The following is a 15,224-nucleotide window of genomic DNA, read 5'->3' as shown; positions in this document are numbered from 1 at the left end:
GCACGCTGTTGAGTTCTCAAGGAACGGTCGCTTCCTTTGTACTCACCCTCTCGGGCTTTCCTCCGGGCGCTTCCCTTCGGTCTTGCGTTTCCGACCCTATCAGATCCTTTCGGCGTCCGATCCCCGGTCGGCGGGGTTTGTCTTCCCGGCTGTTGGGCCGTTCCGACGAGTGAGACTTTAGCGGATTCCTTGCTCCCGAGCTAATCGGGGGCCGGCGTCCTTTTCGAACGCGGATTCCTCATTTCGCTAATACGCACGCCAAAGCATTCGACAGCAGAGTGTCGATTCAGAGGGTGGTACTTGCGGAATGGCTGTCCGGGGACCGACCGGAGTCGGCGCTCACGTCGGACAACTCGGAGAACACTACGGATGGGCACGGGGTGTGTCAACTCAGGCCCGGGAAGCACCCCGGAGGCGTACTGTGGGGGACGTGATGACGCGTACGTGCACCCAGCTCTGGTGGGCCGCCTGACGGCGGCCGGACTCACGTATGCACTCAACGGCCGCCGCTTCGGCGGCCGTTCTCGTATCTCCCTCCGGATCTGAGGGGGCCGGCCGCGGGGGCGGCGGTCCCGACCAGAAGGTGGAGTGGAGATGACTCGGGTCTTCAGCGGGATTCAGCCGACCGGGCACCTGACCCTGGGCAACTACGTGGGGGCCATGCGGCGCTGGGCCGAGACGGACCAGTACCGGGCGGACTCGCTGTTCTGTGTGGTGGACCTGCACGCGCTGACCGTGGACCACGACCCCGCGCGGGTGCGCAGGCTCAGCCGGCAGACGGCGACGCTGTTGCTCGCGGCCGGGCTCGACCCCGACGTGTGCACCGTGTTCCTGCAGAGCCATGTGGACGAGCACACCCGGCTGTCGCACCTGCTGGAATGCGTGGCGTCCGACGGGGAGATGCGGCGGATGATCCAGTACAAGGAGAAGGCCGCCAAGGAGCGCGAGCGCGGGGGGAGCGTGCGCCTGTCGTTGCTCACCTATCCGGTGCTGATGGCGGCGGACATCCTGGCGTACGGCACGGACGAGGTTCCGGTCGGGGAGGACCAGGCGCAGCACGTGGAGCTGACCCGGGACCTGGCGGTGCGGTTCAACCAGCGGTACGGGCACACGTTCGTGGTGCCGAGGGCGACGCTGCCGCCGGTGGGAGCGCGGGTGATGAACCTGCAGGAGCCGACGCGGAAGATGGGGAAATCGGACGACTCGGGGGCGGGGGTCGTCTACCTGCTGGACGAGCCGGACGTGGTGCGCAAGAAGGTGCTGCGGGCGGTGACCGACAGCGGCCGGGAGGTCGTCTACGACCGGGAAGGGCGGCCGGGCGTCGCGAATCTGCTGGATGTTCTCGCTGCGTGCACGGGTGGGAACCCGGAGTCGCTGGCGGGCGTTTACGACTCGTACGGCTCTTTGAAGAAGGACACCGCGGAGGCGGTGGTGGAGGTGCTGCGGCCACTGCAGGCCAGGCACCGGGAGCTGTGCGCGGATCCGGCGTATGTGGAGGGGGTGCTGCGGGATGGTGCGGAGAAGGCGCGGGCGGTGGCTCGGCCGACGGTCGATGCGGCCTACCGGGCGATCGGGCTGCTGCCGCCCGTGGGGGAGCCTTCGCTGAGCGCCGCGCGTTAGCCGGGCGGCGCTCGGCGGGGTCGGCCGGGCCGGTCCTCCTCGCGTCAGTCTCCTGGCGCCAGCCCTCCCGGCGTCAGTCCTTCTTGCCGGAGGCGAGTTCGCGGCTGCGGTCGCGGGCGGCTTCGAGGGCGGCGATGAGGGCGGCCCGTACGCCGTGGTTCTCCAGTTCGCGGATGGCGTTGATCGTGGTGCCGGCGGGGGAGGTGACGTTCTCCCGGAGTCTGACGGGGTGTTCGCCGCTGTCGCGGAGCATCACGGCGGCGCCGATCGCGGACTGGACGATGAGGTCGTGGGCCTTGTCGCGGGGCAGGCCGAGCAGGATGCCGGCGTCGGTCATGGCTTCGACCAGGTAGAAGAAGTACGCCGGGCCGGAGCCGGAGAGCGCGGTGCAGGCGTCCTGCTGGCTCTCGGGGACGCGGAGGGTCTTGCCGACGCCGCCGAAGATCTCCTCGGCGTGCGCGAGGTGCCGCTCGGTGGCGTGACTGCCGGCGGAGATCACCGACATGGCCTCGTCCACGAGGGCGGGCGTGTTGGTCATGACACGGACGACGGGAGTGCCTGCGGCCAGGCGCTCCTCGAAGAAGGAGGTGGGAATGCCGGCGGCTCCGCTGATGATCAGCCGGCCGGCGGGGACGTGCGGGGCGAGTTCGTCCAGGAGGGTGCCCATGTCCTGCGGCTTGACCGTGAGGATCAGGGTGTCGGCGGTCTTGGCGGCCTCGGTGTTGCCGACCGGGGTGACTCCGTAGCGGGCGCGGAGTTCCTCGGCGCGTTCGGGGCGGCGGGCGGTGACCAGGAGGTCGGCGGGTGACCAGCCGGCCCGGATCATTCCGCTGAGCAGGGCTTCGCCGATCTTTCCGGTGCCGAGGACTGCGACTTTCTGGCTCATGCGGTTCAGTCTGGCACCGGGGTGTGGCGGGCGGGGCGGCTGTCCGGTGGGCGGAACGGGGCCGGGCGCGCGCTCGCGGTCACGGCGTGCGGCGTGCGGCGTGCGGCGTTCTACCGGTGGCGCTTCTTCTTCGACGGGTCGCCGGTGCGGCGGGTGGTGCGGCGGGCGTGGGCCTCGCGGGCCTTCTCGTACTCCTCGCGGTGCAGCTTCTCGCCCGGTGCCTCGGTGAGGGCGCGGAAGAACCAGGCGAGGAGGGAGCCGACGAAGCCGATGGCGAGGAGGCCGCGCAGGCCGGCCTGGCGCTGGGGGTCGTGGCGCTTGCCGAAGCCCTCCCAGGTGTTGCGGAAGGCGAGCGCGCTGCAGAACGCGAACATCACGACGACCAGGACGGTCACGAAGGACCCGGTCTCGGCGATCCGGATGCCCTCGTAGGCGAAGCGGAGCACCAGGCAGGAGGCGGCGGCAGCGGCCAGGGAGCCGGTGGCGACCCCGGCGCGGCGGGCGGCGTAGCCCTGGTCGTGGTGCACCCAGGACGTGCCGAAGAAGCGCAGGGGCTCGGGGCGGGGGCCACCGCCCCGGGGTGCACCGTCGTCCTCGGCCGCGTGGCCGACGGAGTCCGCCGAGGTGTCCGGGGTGCCGCTTTCGTCGCTCACGGGACGATTATGGCGCCGGGGGGCGGCGGGCCGGCGCGTGGGGCGGCTGCCGGACCCGGGGGAGCTCGCGCCCTCCCCGGAGCACCGGTCCGCCCCTGGACCCGGCCCGCCCCCACCGGAGTGGGCCGGGTCCAGGGGTGGTCGTGGGCCCGGTCAGCCGCAGCGGGGGGCGACGTAGCCGTCGCTGCCCGTGTGGACGTAGGCGTCCGAGACGTACTCGCCGCTGTCGATGAGGTCCCAGATGCCGGTCGTGCCGTAGGGGCCCGACACCGTCGTGCCCGGCGTCTGGCAGTAGATCGGCACCCGGACACCCTCCGGCAGGACGCGCACCAGGTTGTACTGGGTGCCCGGGCCGCTGCGGACGTTCAGCCGGACACCGGGGGCGACGGCGTAGGTGCGGACGGCTGCCGCCGCCTGTACCGCCGTGCCCTCGTCGGTGAGTCCGGTCTCCTGTGCGCGGTCGACTGACATGATCGTGCTCCTCCCCCGTGATGACACTGGAACTCGGCGCGAAACGCGTGCGCGCGACTCGCCCGCAGACGCTAGCAAGCCGCCTCTGTCTCGTACGAGTCATCGACTAGGCTCCGTGCGTCGCGCGCACGGACGAAAAGCACGGGGGGGTCCATGTCGCCACAGCGCAACACCGGAGCGGGCGCGGAAGCGGAACTTCCCGAGTACGCCGGTCACTATCGGCTGGAGTCCTGCCTGGGATCCGGTGGCATGGGGGTCGTCCACCTCGCCCGGAGCACGTCGGGGATGCGGGTCGCGGTGAAGGTGGTGCACGCCGAGTTCGCGCGGGACCCCGAGTTCAGGGGCCGTTTCCGGCAGGAGGTGGCCGCGGCGCGCAGGGTCAGCGGTGCCTTCACGGCGTCCGTCGTGGATGCCGACCCGGAAGCCGGACGGCCTTGGATGGCGACCCTGTTCATCCCCGGGCCCACCCTCTCCGACCATGTGAAACGGAAGGGTCCCATGCCGCCCGGGCAGTTGCGTCGGCTGATGGCCGGGCTCGCGGAGGCGCTGCGGGACATCCACCGGGTCGGAGTCGTGCACCGGGACCTGAAACCCAGCAACGTGCTGCTGGCCGAGGACGGGCCGAAAGTCATCGACTTCGGCATCTCGCGGCCGAAGGACAGCGAACTGCGCACGGAGACGGGCAAGTTGATCGGCACACCGCCGTTCATGGCGCCCGAGCAGTTCCGCCGCCCGCGTGAGGTGGGTCCTGCGGCCGACGTCTTCGCGCTCGGTTCGGTCATGGTGCACGCGGCCACCGGGCGTGGGCCGTTCGACTCCGACAGCCCGTACGTCGTCGCCTACCAGGTGGTTCACGACGAGCCGGACCTGACCGGCGTACCGGAGGGCCTGGCGCCGCTGGTGCGGCGGTGCCTCGCCAAGGAGCCCGGGGACCGGCCCACCCCGGACGAGCTGATGCGGGAGCTGCGCTCGGAGGCGGCGTCGTACGACACGCAGGCGTTCATACCGGCGCAGCGGACGGGTGCGGAGCTCTGCGCTGCGCAGTCCGCGCCGGAGGCGGCACCCGTGTCCCCGTCGGAGTCGGCGGCGGGCTCCGTGTCCGCGGGGCGGCTCCGTCGTCGGCGGGCGGTGGCGCTGGGGGCGGGGGCGCTCGGGCTGGCGCTGCTGGGCGCTCTCGCCGCGGTGTGGGTGTCCGGCGGAAACGATCGGTCACCGGGGGGTGAGCGTGCGCCGGTGCTGGCGGCGGCCTCCGGCGGTACGTGGTCGGCGCGGCCGGCGGCCGGCGGGGAGGGCATGCCGCAGTGCGCGTACGGCGCAGGGAAGCTGCTCTGTGCGCGGCCCGGGGTCGTCTTCGCGCTCTCGCCGGACGGCGGCGGGCTGCTGTGGCGGCGCTCGGTCGACACCCGGTCCACGAGCGCGCCGCCGGCCGTCTCCGGTGGTCTGGTGCAGCCGTACACGGACGGCGGCTCACGGCTCGCGGGGCTCGATCCGGCCACGGGCAGGCAGGTGTGGCAGCGCCGGCTGCCCGCGGGGACGACGGTGCGGTACGCCGGTGGTACGGCGCTGCTCGCGGGTGCCGACGGGACGGTCACCGGGGTGGACGGCGCGACCGGCGACACGCGCTGGCGCGGGACGGTGCCGGGTCAGGGGGTGCCCTCCTTCGCCGCCTTGCCCGGGGACGCGGCCACCGGCGAGGCGTCGGCGTACGCGACCCGTACGTCCGCCGACGGGGCGAGCACCCGGGTGACCGCCGTGGACCCGGCGACCGGGCGGGTGCGGTGGGACGTACGGCTGCGCGGCTGGCTCAAGCCGTTCGCCGCGCGGGACGGTTCGGTGTTCTTCCTGGGCGTGGACGACGCGTACGGCGCGAAGGAGGTCGTCCGCTACACCCCGGCGACGGGTGCGACCCGGCGCGTGGCGCTGCCCGCCGTGCTCGACGGCGCGCACGCGACCGTGCGCGGGAACGTCGTGTACGTGCTGGCCACCGGGGGCTCGCTGGACGCCGTGGACCTGCGGTCGGGCCGGCGCCTGTGGCACCTGGAGACGTCGGCGAGCCGTGGTTCGCAGCCGGTCGTGCGGGGCGGGCGGGTGTTCTTCACCGCGAGCGACGGGCGGCTGCTCGCCGTGGACGCCGGGAAGGGCCGGCTCGTCGGGCAGACGCCGGCGCGCCTCGGCGCGAACTCCGCGCGGGTCATGAGCACACCGCCGGCTCCGGTGCCGGTCGGCGACCGTGTCCTCGCCGCGGCGCCCGACGGCACGGTGTTCGCCGTGGACGGCCGGAGACCGTCGGCCTGGTGACGCCGTCGCGGACAGGGCGGAGGGGCCGCCCCCGTCACAAGGCGACCCCTCCCACGATCCGCCGGCCCTGTCGGGGCGTGTCGGGCCGTCAGCCCAGCCGGGACACGTCGCGCACCGCGCCCTTGTCGGCGCTCGTCGCCATCGCCGCGTAGGCGCGGAGGGCGGCGGAGACCTTGCGGTCGCGGTTCTTCGGTGCGTACACGCCGTTCAGGGCCTCGGCGCGGCGGGCCAGCTCGGCCTCGTCGACCAGCAGCTCGATGCTGCGGCCCGGGATGTCGATGCGGATGCGGTCGCCGTCCTGGACCAGGGCGATCGTGCCGCCGGAGGCCGCCTCGGGGGAGGCGTGGCCGATGGACAGGCCGGAGGTGCCGCCGGAGAAGCGGCCGTCGGTGATCAGGGCGCAGGTCTTGCCGAGGCCGCGGCCCTTCAGGTACGAGGTCGGGTACAGCATCTCCTGCATGCCGGGGCCGCCCTTGGGGCCCTCGTAGCGGATGACGACGACGTCGCCGTCCTTGACCTCCTGGGTGAGGATCCGCTGGACGGCCTCCTCCTGGGACTCGCAGACGACGGCCGGGCCCTCGAAGGTCCAGATCGACTCGTCGACGCCGGCCGTCTTGACCACGCAGCCGTCGACGGCGAGGTTGCCGCGCAGGACCGCGAGGCCGCCGTCCTTGGAGTAGGCGTGCTCGGCGGAGCGGATGCAGCCGTTCTCCGCGTCCTCGTCCAGGGCCTCCCAGCGTTCGGACTGGGAGAAGGCCTCGGCGGAGCGGACGCAGCCGGGGGCCGCGTGCCACAGCTCGACCGCCTCCGGGGACGGGGAGCCGCCGCGCACGTCCCAGGTCTTGAGCCAGTCGGAGAGGGAGGGGCTGTGGACGGCGTGCACGTCCTCGTTGAGCAGGCCGGCGCGGTGCAGTTCGCCGAGCAGGGCGGGGATGCCGCCGGCGCGGTGCACGTCCTCCATGTAGTACGTGCGGTCCTTGGCGACGTTGGGCGCCACCTTCGCCAGGCAGGGCACGCGGCGCGAGACGGCGTCGATCTCGTCCAGGCCGAACGGGACGCCGGCCTCCTGGGCGGCGGCCAGCAGGTGCAGGATCGTGTTGGTGGAGCCGCCCATCGCGATGTCCAGGGCCATGGCGTTCTCGAAGGCCTGGAAGGTGGCGATGTTGCGGGGCAGGACGGTGTCGTCGTCCTGCTCGTAGTAGCGGCGGGTGATGTCCATGACCGTGCGGGCCGCGTTCTCGTACAGGGCGCGGCGGGCGGTGTGGGTGGCGAGGACCGAGCCGTTGCCGGGCAGGGAGAGGCCGATGGCCTCGGTCAGGCAGTTCATCGAGTTGGCGGTGAACATGCCGGAACAGCTGCCGCAGGTCGGGCAGGCGTTCTCCTCGATGCGGAGGATGTCCTCGTCGGAGATCTTGTCGTTGACGGCGTCGGAGATCGCGTCGACCAGGTCGAGGGTGCGGACCGTGCCGTCGACGAGGGTGGCGCGGCCGGACTCCATGGGGCCGCCGGAGACGAACACCGTCGGGATGTTCAGCCGCAGGGCGGCCATCAGCATGCCCGGGGTGATCTTGTCGCAGTTGGAGATGCAGACCAGGGCGTCGGCGCAGTGCGCCTCGACCATGTACTCGACCGAGTCCGCGATCAGGTCGCGGGAGGGCAGGGAGTACAGCATGCCGCCGTGGCCCATGGCGATGCCGTCGTCCACGGCGATGGTGTTGAACTCGCGCGGGATGCCGCCCGCCTCCCTGATCGCCTCGCTGACGATCCGGCCGACCGGCTGGAGGTGGGTGTGGCCCGGCACGAACTCGGTGAAGGAGTTCGCGACGGCGATGATCGGCTTCCGGCCGATGTCCGCACCGGGTACACCGGAGGCGCGCATAAGGGCGCGGGCGCCCGCCATGTTGCGGCCGTGGGTGACTGTGCGGGACCTCAGCTCGGGCATCGTCGCTCGCTCCTTCAGACGGATCTGGCTGATGTCGAGCGTACGCCGGTCATCCAGGTGGCGGGACACGGTGTCCGAATTGCGGGACACTCGTTTCACGGAGCCGTCAGGTGGCCCTGTACGACGGGAGCGACGCGGGCGATGATCTGTTCCAGGTCCGCCGAGGCCAGCGGCTCCAGTCTGATCACGTAGCGCATCATCGCCGTGCCCACGATCTGGGCGGCCGCCAGCTCGGCGCGCAGCTCCGCGTCCGGCAGGTCCAGCTGGGCGGCGACCCGGCGCAGCAGCTGGGCCGCGACCAGCCGGCGGAAGACGGCGGCGGCGGTCTCGTTGTTCACGGCGGAGCGGAGGATCGCCAGGAGGGGCGCACGGGTCGTGGGGTTGTCCCAGACCCCGAGGACGAAGCGGGTCAGCCGCTCCCCCACGCCCTCCACCGGGCCGTCGGCCACCGCGTGCGGGGCGTTCAGCGCGGGCGCGAAGGCGACCTCGACGGCCGCCTCGAAGACCTGCTCCTTGGTGCCGAAGTAGTGGTGGACCAGCGCGGAGTCCACGCCGGCCGCCTTGGCGATGCCGCGTACGGACGTCTTCTCGTAGCCACGCGCGGAGAACTCCTCGCGGGCGGCGGCGAGGATACGGTCCCGGGTGCCGGCGGACTCGGTACGCGGGGGGCGGCCACGGCGGCGGCCCCGGGGGGCGGGCTCGGGCGCGGAGTCGGGGCCGTCCCCCGCCGGAGGCCCGGGCGGGGGGCCGTCCGTCGCCGGGGGCGGGTTCCCGGTCATCGGCGGGGGGTCCGTACGGCCGCCGCGGTCAGGTGCTTGCGCGTGAATTCGAGGGCGTCGGCGAGGTCGGCCTCGCGCTCGGCTCCGGACATCGCCCGCCGTGTGTTGACCTCGATCACGACGTGACCGTCGAATCCGGTGCGCACCAGACGCTCCAGCAGCTCGGCGCAGGGCTGGGTGCCGCGGCCGGGAACCAGGTGCTCGTCCTTGGCCGAGCCGCGGCCGTCGGCGAGGTGGACGTGCCCGAGCCGGTCCCCCATGCGGTCGACCATGTCCAGGGCGTCGGTGCGGGCCGTCGCCGTGTGGCTGAGATCGATCGTGAAGTGCCGGTAGTCGTCGTGGGTGACGTCCCAGTCGGGGGCGTAGGCGAGCATCTCGCGGTCGCGGTAGCGCCAGGGGTACATGTTCTCGACGGCGAACCGTACGTCCGTCTCGTCGGCCATCCGCCATATCCCGTCGACGAAGTCCCGGGCGTACTGGCGCTGCCAGCGGAACGGCGGGTGGACGACGACGGTGGAGGCGCCCAGCTTCTCCGCCGCCACCCGGGCCCGCTGGAGCTTCACCCAGGGGTCGGTGGACCAGACCCGCTGGGTGATCAGCAGGCAGGGGGCGTGGACGGCCAGGATCGGGACGCCGTGGTAGTCCGACAGCCGGCGCAGCGCCTCGATGTCCTGGCTGACCGGGTCGGTCCACACCATGACCTCGACCCCGTCGTACCCGAGGCGTCCGGCGATCTCGAAGGCCGTCGCCGTCGACTCCGGGTAGACGGAGGCGGTCGACAGAGCGATGCGCACGTCCGTTGGTTCAGCCACGTCCGTCACCTTACGGCGTTGGGTGGTGCCGGTGTTGGGTGCCTATGCGCCGTTGTGAGGTATGCCATGGATGCGGCCGCGGACGCGTGGTCTCGCGCCCCCGCGGGGGAGCCGCGTACCGGCGCGGCCGCGTGCCTTCGGGGGCGCTATGCGGAACCCATGTGGTCGAGGCGCCGGAGGATCACGCCCTCCCTCAGGGCCCAGGGGCAGATCTCCAGGCTCTCCACGGCGAACAGGTCCATCGCGCCCTCGGCGACCAGGGCGCCCGCGAGGAGCTGGCCGGCCCTGCCGTCGGACACGCCGGGGAGTTCGGCGCGCTGGTCGGTCGTCATGCCGGCCAGCCTCGGGACCCAGGCCTCCAGCGACTCGCGTTTGAGTTCGCGCTGGACGTAGAGGCCCTCGGCGCTGCGGGCGGCGCCGGCGATGCGGGCGAGCTGCTTGAAGGTCTTGGAGGTGGCGACGACGTGGTCGGGGGCGCCGAAGCGGCTGAACTCGCCGACCGTGCGGGCGATCTCCGTGCGGACGTGCCGGCGCAGGGCGCGGACGTCCTCCGGGGCGGGCGGGTCGCCGGGCAGCCAGCCGGCGGTGAGGCGGCCGGCGCCGAGCGGGAGGGAGACGGCCGCGTCCGGTTCCTCGTCTATGCCGAAGGCGATCTCCAGGGAGCCGCCGCCGATGTCCAGGACCAGCAGCTTTCCGGCGGACCAGCCGAACCAGCGGCGTACGGCGAGGAAGGTGAGCCGGGCCTCCTCCGCGCCGGCGAGCACCTGGAGCCGTACGCCGGTCTCGTCGGCCACGCGCGCGAGGACCTCGTCGGCGTTGGTGGCCTCGCGGACGGCGGAGGTCGCGAACGGCAGCAGGTCCTCGACGCCCTTGTCCTCGGCGGCCTGGAGGGCGTCCCGTACGACGGCGATCAGCTTGTCGATGCCCTCGTCGCCGATGGCACCGCTGTCGTCGAGGAGCTGGGCGAGCCGGAGGTCGGCCTTGTGCGAATGCGCGGGCAGCGGGCGCGCGCCGGGGTGGGCGTCCACCACCAGCAGATGCACCGTGTTCGAACCCACGTCCAGGACACCGAGTCTCATATACGGAACGCTACTGCCAGAAGGTCCGTGCTCGGTCCCCGGAGCGACCCCTGGCCACTTACCCTGGACGGGTGCCAAAGACGAAAAAGGCGAAGGTCAACAAGGCCGACAAGACCGACGGAACCGCCAAGCCGGACAAGCCGGGCAAGGGCGGCAAAGTACGCAAGGCCGTCATGATCTCCAGGGAGGCGGAGATGAGCGACGAGAAGGGGCTCGACTTCGCCCGCGCCTGGGTGGAGTTCCCGGATCCGGCGGACGAGGAGCAGGTGTTCCGCTGCGACCTGACATGGCTGACCTCTCGCTGGAACTGCATCTTCGGCAGTGGGTGCCAGGGCATCGAGGCGGGCCGGGCGGACGACGGGTGCTGCACGCTGGGGGCGCACTTCTCGGACGAGGACGACGAGAAGCGGGTCGCCGGGCATGTGGCGCGGCTCACGCCCGACATCTGGCAGCACCACGCGGAGGGCACGCGGAACGGATGGGTCTCGGAGGACGACGAGGGCTCCCGGCAGACCCGGCCCTTCCAGGGCTCGTGCATCTTCCAGAACCGGCCCGGGTTCGCCGGCGGCGCGGGCTGCTCGCTGCACATCCTGGCGCTGCGGGAGGGGCGGGAGCCGCTGGAGACCAAGCCGGACGTGTGCTGGCAGCTGCCGATCCGGCGGACGTACGACTGGATCGACCGGCCCGACGACACGCGCGTCCTGCAGGTGTCCATCGGCGAGTACGACCGCAGGGGCTGGGGTCCCGGCGGCCACGACCTGCACTGGTGGTGCACCTCGGCGACCTCGGCGCACGGCGCGGGTGAGCCGGTGTACGTGTCCTACCGGGCCGAACTGACGGAGCTGATGGGCAAGGCGGGCTACGACCGTCTGGTCGAGCTGTGCGAACAGCGCCTGGCGTCCCGGCTCCCCCTCCTGGCTCCCCACCCCGCCGATCCGGCTCCCTGACCCGGCATCACCGGCCCGCCCCGGTGCGCCGGGCGGTCGCCGCCGCGCGGCCGGGGGCACGGCTGCCTCTCCGCTCCTAGGTGTCCGACGGGCTCGGGTCCTCCGTCGCGGTGGGGGTCGGCGTCGACGGCGGGGTGTCGGTGGGTGACGGGGTGGTGGGGGTCGGGGTCGGGTCCGTGGAGGGCGGGGTCGGGGTCGGGGTCGGCTCGGTGGGGGGTGTGCCGGGGGGCGGAGAGGGGGGTGCGGAGGGAGTCCGGGGGGTCGGACGGGTGGGGGCCGTGCCGTAGCCGTCGATCGTGACCACCGCTCCCGCCGGAGCCACCGCCACCCGCGCGCGCCAGTGGCCGGACGGCTCGCGCAGATGGTCGACGTACACCTTGACCGTCGACGTCTGCCCGGGTGCGAGGGTTCCCGCGGACCGGCTGAAGTAGAGCCACGCGGCCGACGTGGAGACCGACCAGCGCACCTCGGACGCACCGGACGCCGTCAGGGTGATCAGCGTGGTGTCGCCGTCGTTGGCGGCGCTGACCGCCAGCTGTCCCGTGCCCTTCTCGCCGGCGCCGCCCACGCTGACGACCTCGACGGACACGTCCGCCTTGCCGTCCTTGCCGAAGCGGGTGCCCGACCGCACGCTGGCGTTCCCCGCGTTCTCGTAGCCGCCGGTCGTGTCGCCGCCCAGCGCCTCGGGGCCCTGCGCCTCGCGCGCGGTCGCGGAACGGCCGTCGTCGTCCCCGGCAGGTCCGCCCCGGTAGGCGGCCCAGAGGGCCAGCACGGGCGCCGCCACCACCGTGGCCACCACCGTCGTCGTGACGGCACGCGCGCGCAGGCGGTCGCGGCGGGCCGCGCGGTCCTTGGGGTCCATCGGGAAACCGCGCCGGTCGAAGCGGGGTACGGCCCCGCCCCGCACGCGCGTGTGGTGGGTCAGGGCCGTGTGCAGGGCCGCACGGGGGGCCTGGAGGACGGGCAGCTCGGCGGGGGTGACCGTGGCGCCGGGCCAGCGGTCGGGGGCGGCGCGCTCTGCGCTGCGGCGGCAGCGCGGGCAGTCGTCGACGTGCCGGACCAGCTCGCGGCGCAGTGCGGTGCTGAGGACCAGCCTGCTGTCTCCCGTGAGGTGGGCCACGCTCGGGCAGCCGCCCGTCCGGACGACGGCGAGGGCCGCGCGCGTGCGCTCGACCTCGCAGGCGGCGGAGGCGAGCAGCTCCCGCGCGGCGGCGGGTTCCATGCCGAGGACGGCGGCGACCTCGTGGGCGGTCAGGTGGTGGCGGACGGCGAGTTCCAGGGCCTCGCGCTGCTCCGGCGTCGTACCGGCCGCCTCCGGCCAGGCGAGCAGCGCGAGTTCCCGGCGCCGCTGCTCCTGGACGTCCGGGGAGAGGGCGAGGGAGGGGGACGCGTCAGGGGCCGTCTTCCCCGTGGTGCCGGTGCGGCCGGCGGCGCCCGGGGTGCTCCCGTACCAGTCGGCCTGTGCCCCGGGGGGCGTTCCAGGCCCTGCCTCGGGTCCCGCCCCGGACCCTCCCCCGCTCGGCGTCCCCGCTGCCCGCCCGGCTCCCGTGCGGCCCGCCGCGTGCGTGGCCTGACGTTTCTGCTTGGCCTCGGCCAGCTTGCGCAGGCATGCCCAGCGGGTGAGGGCGTACAGCCAGGCGCGGCGGTCGCCGGCGGCCACGGGGAGCCGGCGGCCGCGCCGTTCGGCCAGGGCGAGGGCGTCGCCGAGGGCGGCGGTGGCCGTGTCGTGGTCGCACAGGACCGACAGACAGTAGGTGAACAGCCCGTCCAGGTACGGCTCGTAGCGCGCCGGCGGCTGCTGGGCGACGGTGCGCGCGGCGGCACGGTCCCGTGCCTTCCTGGCCTCGCGGGCCTCCCGCGCCTCACGCCGCGCTTCACGTGCCTCGCGTCCCTCGCGATGCGCCCGATGCGCGCCGGTCGTGCGGGTCGTGGTCTCCGGACTGCTGCTCATCACCCGTGCGACCGTAGGCGGCGGCGGAGTGCCCGTTCTGGAACCTTGAGCACTTTTAATCCGTACGGGTGAAACGATCCCTCATAAGGGGACAGGAACGCTTTATTCCGCGGCTGGATCCGGGCGGGTGCCGACCGAGAACGGATCACTCTCCCGTGTTCCCCCCTCTCACCGCTCCCTCAGCGCTCCCTCAGCGCTCCCTCACCCCTCCCTCACCGCTCCCTCGCCGCTCCTCACCCCCCGTCCCCGGCCCGCCGCGCCCGGTCCCGCGGACCCCGTTGTCAGTGCCGCGGGCTACGGTTTCCGCATGGCTGCCCGTACCAAGACGACCAAGGACCGTCCGTCCTACCGCTGCACCGAGTGCGGCTGGCAGACGGCCAAGTGGCTCGGCCGCTGCCCCGAATGCCAGGCCTGGGGCACGTTCGAGGAGTACGGCGCGCCCGCGGTCCGGACCACGGCCCCGGGCCGCGTGAGCACCTCCGCGCTGCCCATCGGCCAGGTCGACGGCCGGCAGGCCACCGCCCGCTCCACCGGTGTGCCCGAGCTGGACCGGGTGCTCGGCGGCGGCCTGGTACCGGGCGCGGTCGTCCTGCTCGCGGGCGAGCCCGGCGTCGGCAAGTCCACCCTGCTGCTGGACGTGGCCGCGAAGTCGGCGAGCGCCGAGCACCGCACCCTCTACGTGACCGGTGAGGAGTCGGCGAGCCAGGTGCGGCTGCGCGCCGACCGCATCGGCGCCCTCGACGACCACCTGTACCTGGCGGCCGAGACGGACCTGGCCGCCGTCCTGGGCCACCTGGACGAGGTGAAGCCGTCCCTGCTGATCCTCGACTCGGTGCAGACGGTGGCCTCCCCGGAGATCGAGGGCGCGCCCGGAGGCATGGCGCAGGTCCGGGAGGTGGCGGGTGCCCTGATCCGCGCCTCCAAGCAGCGGGGCATGTCCACGCTGCTCGTGGGCCATGTCACCAAGGACGGCGCGATCGCCGGACCCCGCCTGCTGGAGCACCTGGTGGACGTCGTCCTGCACTTCGAGGGCGACCGGCACGCCCGCCTGCGCCTGGTGCGCGGGGTGAAGAACCGGTACGGGGCGACGGACGAGGTCGGCTGCTTCGAGCTGCACGACGAGGGCATCACGGGCCTCGCCGACCCCAGCGGCCTGTTCCTGACCCGCCGCGCCGAGCCGGTCCCGGGCACCTGCCTGACCGTCACCCTGGAGGGCCGCCGCCCGCTGGTGGCCGAGGTGCAGGCGCTGACCGTCGACTCGCAGATCCCCTCACCGCGTCGTACGACATCCGGTCTGGAGACCTCCCGGGTGTCGATGATGCTGGCCGTCCTGGAGCAGCGCGGCCGGATCAGCGCGCTCGGCAAGCGGGACATCTACTCGGCGACGGTCGGCGGTGTGAAGCTGTCGGAGCCGGCCGCCGACCTCGCCATCGCGCTCGCCCTGGCCTCCGCCGCCAGCGACACCCCGCTGCCGAAGAACCTGGTGGCGATCGGCGAGGTGGGGCTCGCGGGCGAGGTCAGACGGGTCACGGGCGTGCAGCGCAGGCTCTCCGAGGCGCACCGGCTGGGCTTCACGCACGCGCTCGTACCGGCCGACCCGGGGAAGGTGCCGCCCGGCATGAAGGTCCTCGAGGTCGCCGACATGGGGGAGGCGCTCCGGGTTCTGCCGCGCTCACGTCGCCGAGAGGCCCCACGGGAGGCGGAGGAGCGCCGGTAGACTTTGCCCTGGTCTCGCCCGTCCGTACGAACCGAGTGCGGGGAGGGGGGCGCGTCAGAACCTGCGACC

At 73.2% G+C, this 15,224-nt stretch carries 12 protein-coding genes; 4 read left to right on the top strand and 8 right to left on the bottom strand.

Annotated elements, in window-relative coordinates:
* Nucleotides 1–594 precede the first annotated feature (594 nt).
* On the top strand, nt 595–1,620 hold the full coding sequence (gene trpS / locus ACZ4VF_RS34130) for a tryptophan--tRNA ligase (protein ID WP_467930873.1): 1,026 nt from the start codon (nt 595–597) through the stop codon (nt 1,618–1,620).
* A gap of 73 nt (nt 1,621–1,693) precedes the next feature.
* Here trpS and proC read toward each other — a convergent pair whose 3' ends face one another.
* The 3 genes from proC to ACZ4VF_RS34115 form a co-directional block, all read right to left on the bottom strand.
* Nucleotides 1,694–2,506 (bottom strand): pyrroline-5-carboxylate reductase, encoded by an 813-nt coding sequence (proC, locus tag ACZ4VF_RS34125; RefSeq protein ID WP_467930871.1) that lies wholly within the window; start codon nt 2,504–2,506, stop codon nt 1,694–1,696.
* 110 nt (nt 2,507–2,616) lie between these two features.
* Nucleotides 2,617–3,159 carry an EamA/RhaT family transporter gene (locus ACZ4VF_RS34120; protein ID WP_467930869.1) on the bottom strand — a complete coding sequence of 181 codons (543 nt, stop codon included), beginning with the start codon at nt 3,157–3,159 and terminating at the stop codon, nt 2,617–2,619.
* 153 nt (nt 3,160–3,312) lie between these two features.
* Nucleotides 3,313–3,630, bottom strand: a complete 318-nt coding sequence (locus tag ACZ4VF_RS34115) for an SH3 domain-containing protein (RefSeq protein ID WP_467930868.1) — start codon at nt 3,628–3,630, stop codon at nt 3,313–3,315.
* A 153-nt stretch (nt 3,631–3,783) separates the two neighbouring features.
* Between ACZ4VF_RS34115 and ACZ4VF_RS34110 the strand changes: the two genes are divergently transcribed.
* Nucleotides 3,784–5,928, top strand: coding sequence for a serine/threonine-protein kinase (locus tag ACZ4VF_RS34110; protein WP_467930867.1), 2,145 nt, complete (start codon nt 3,784–3,786; stop codon nt 5,926–5,928).
* An 88-nt stretch (nt 5,929–6,016) separates the two neighbouring features.
* Here ACZ4VF_RS34110 and ilvD read toward each other — a convergent pair whose 3' ends face one another.
* The 4 genes from ilvD to ACZ4VF_RS34090 all read right to left on the bottom strand — a co-directional run bounded on the left by ilvD (nt 6,017) and on the right by ACZ4VF_RS34090 (nt 10,540).
* Complete coding sequence (gene ilvD / locus ACZ4VF_RS34105; RefSeq protein ID WP_467930865.1) at nt 6,017–7,870, bottom strand: dihydroxy-acid dehydratase; 1,854 nt, start codon at nt 7,868–7,870, stop codon at nt 6,017–6,019.
* A gap of 95 nt (nt 7,871–7,965) precedes the next feature.
* On the bottom strand, nt 7,966–8,649 hold the full coding sequence (locus ACZ4VF_RS34100; RefSeq protein ID WP_467930864.1) for a TetR/AcrR family transcriptional regulator: 684 nt from the start codon (nt 8,647–8,649) through the stop codon (nt 7,966–7,968).
* Entirely contained in the window at nt 8,646–9,470 is an 825-nt protein-coding gene (locus ACZ4VF_RS34095) for a sugar phosphate isomerase/epimerase family protein (RefSeq protein WP_467930863.1), read from the bottom strand. Before ACZ4VF_RS34095 ends, ACZ4VF_RS34100 begins: the two co-directional genes overlap by 4 nt.
* Before the next feature lie 137 nt (nt 9,471–9,607).
* A complete protein-coding gene (locus ACZ4VF_RS34090; protein WP_467930862.1) occupies nt 9,608–10,540 on the bottom strand; it encodes a Ppx/GppA family phosphatase in 933 nt (310 codons plus the stop codon).
* 71 nt (nt 10,541–10,611) lie between these two features.
* Here ACZ4VF_RS34090 and ACZ4VF_RS34085 point away from each other — a divergent pair, with 71 nt between their 5' ends.
* Nucleotides 10,612–11,487, top strand: coding sequence for a DUF3109 family protein (locus ACZ4VF_RS34085; RefSeq protein WP_467930860.1), 876 nt, complete (start codon nt 10,612–10,614; stop codon nt 11,485–11,487).
* A 76-nt stretch (nt 11,488–11,563) separates the two neighbouring features.
* Here the strand turns inward: ACZ4VF_RS34085 and ACZ4VF_RS34080 are convergent, their stop codons facing one another.
* Nucleotides 11,564–13,441: a BACON domain-containing protein gene (locus tag ACZ4VF_RS34080; protein WP_467930859.1), complete on the bottom strand. Its 1,878-nt coding sequence runs from the start codon at nt 13,439–13,441 to the stop codon at nt 11,564–11,566.
* 304 nt (nt 13,442–13,745) lie between these two features.
* Between ACZ4VF_RS34080 and radA the strand changes: the two genes are divergently transcribed.
* The gene (gene radA, locus ACZ4VF_RS34075) at nt 13,746–15,155 is read left to right on the top strand and encodes a DNA repair protein RadA (protein WP_467930858.1); all 1,410 of its coding nucleotides are present in this window, start codon (nt 13,746–13,748) and stop codon (nt 15,153–15,155) included.
* The last annotated feature ends 69 nt before the right edge of the window (nt 15,156–15,224 follow it).

The sequence above is a fragment of the Streptomyces sp. NPDC029151 genome, assembly GCF_055564315.1.
This window is presented reverse-complemented; position numbering and strand designations above follow the sequence as displayed.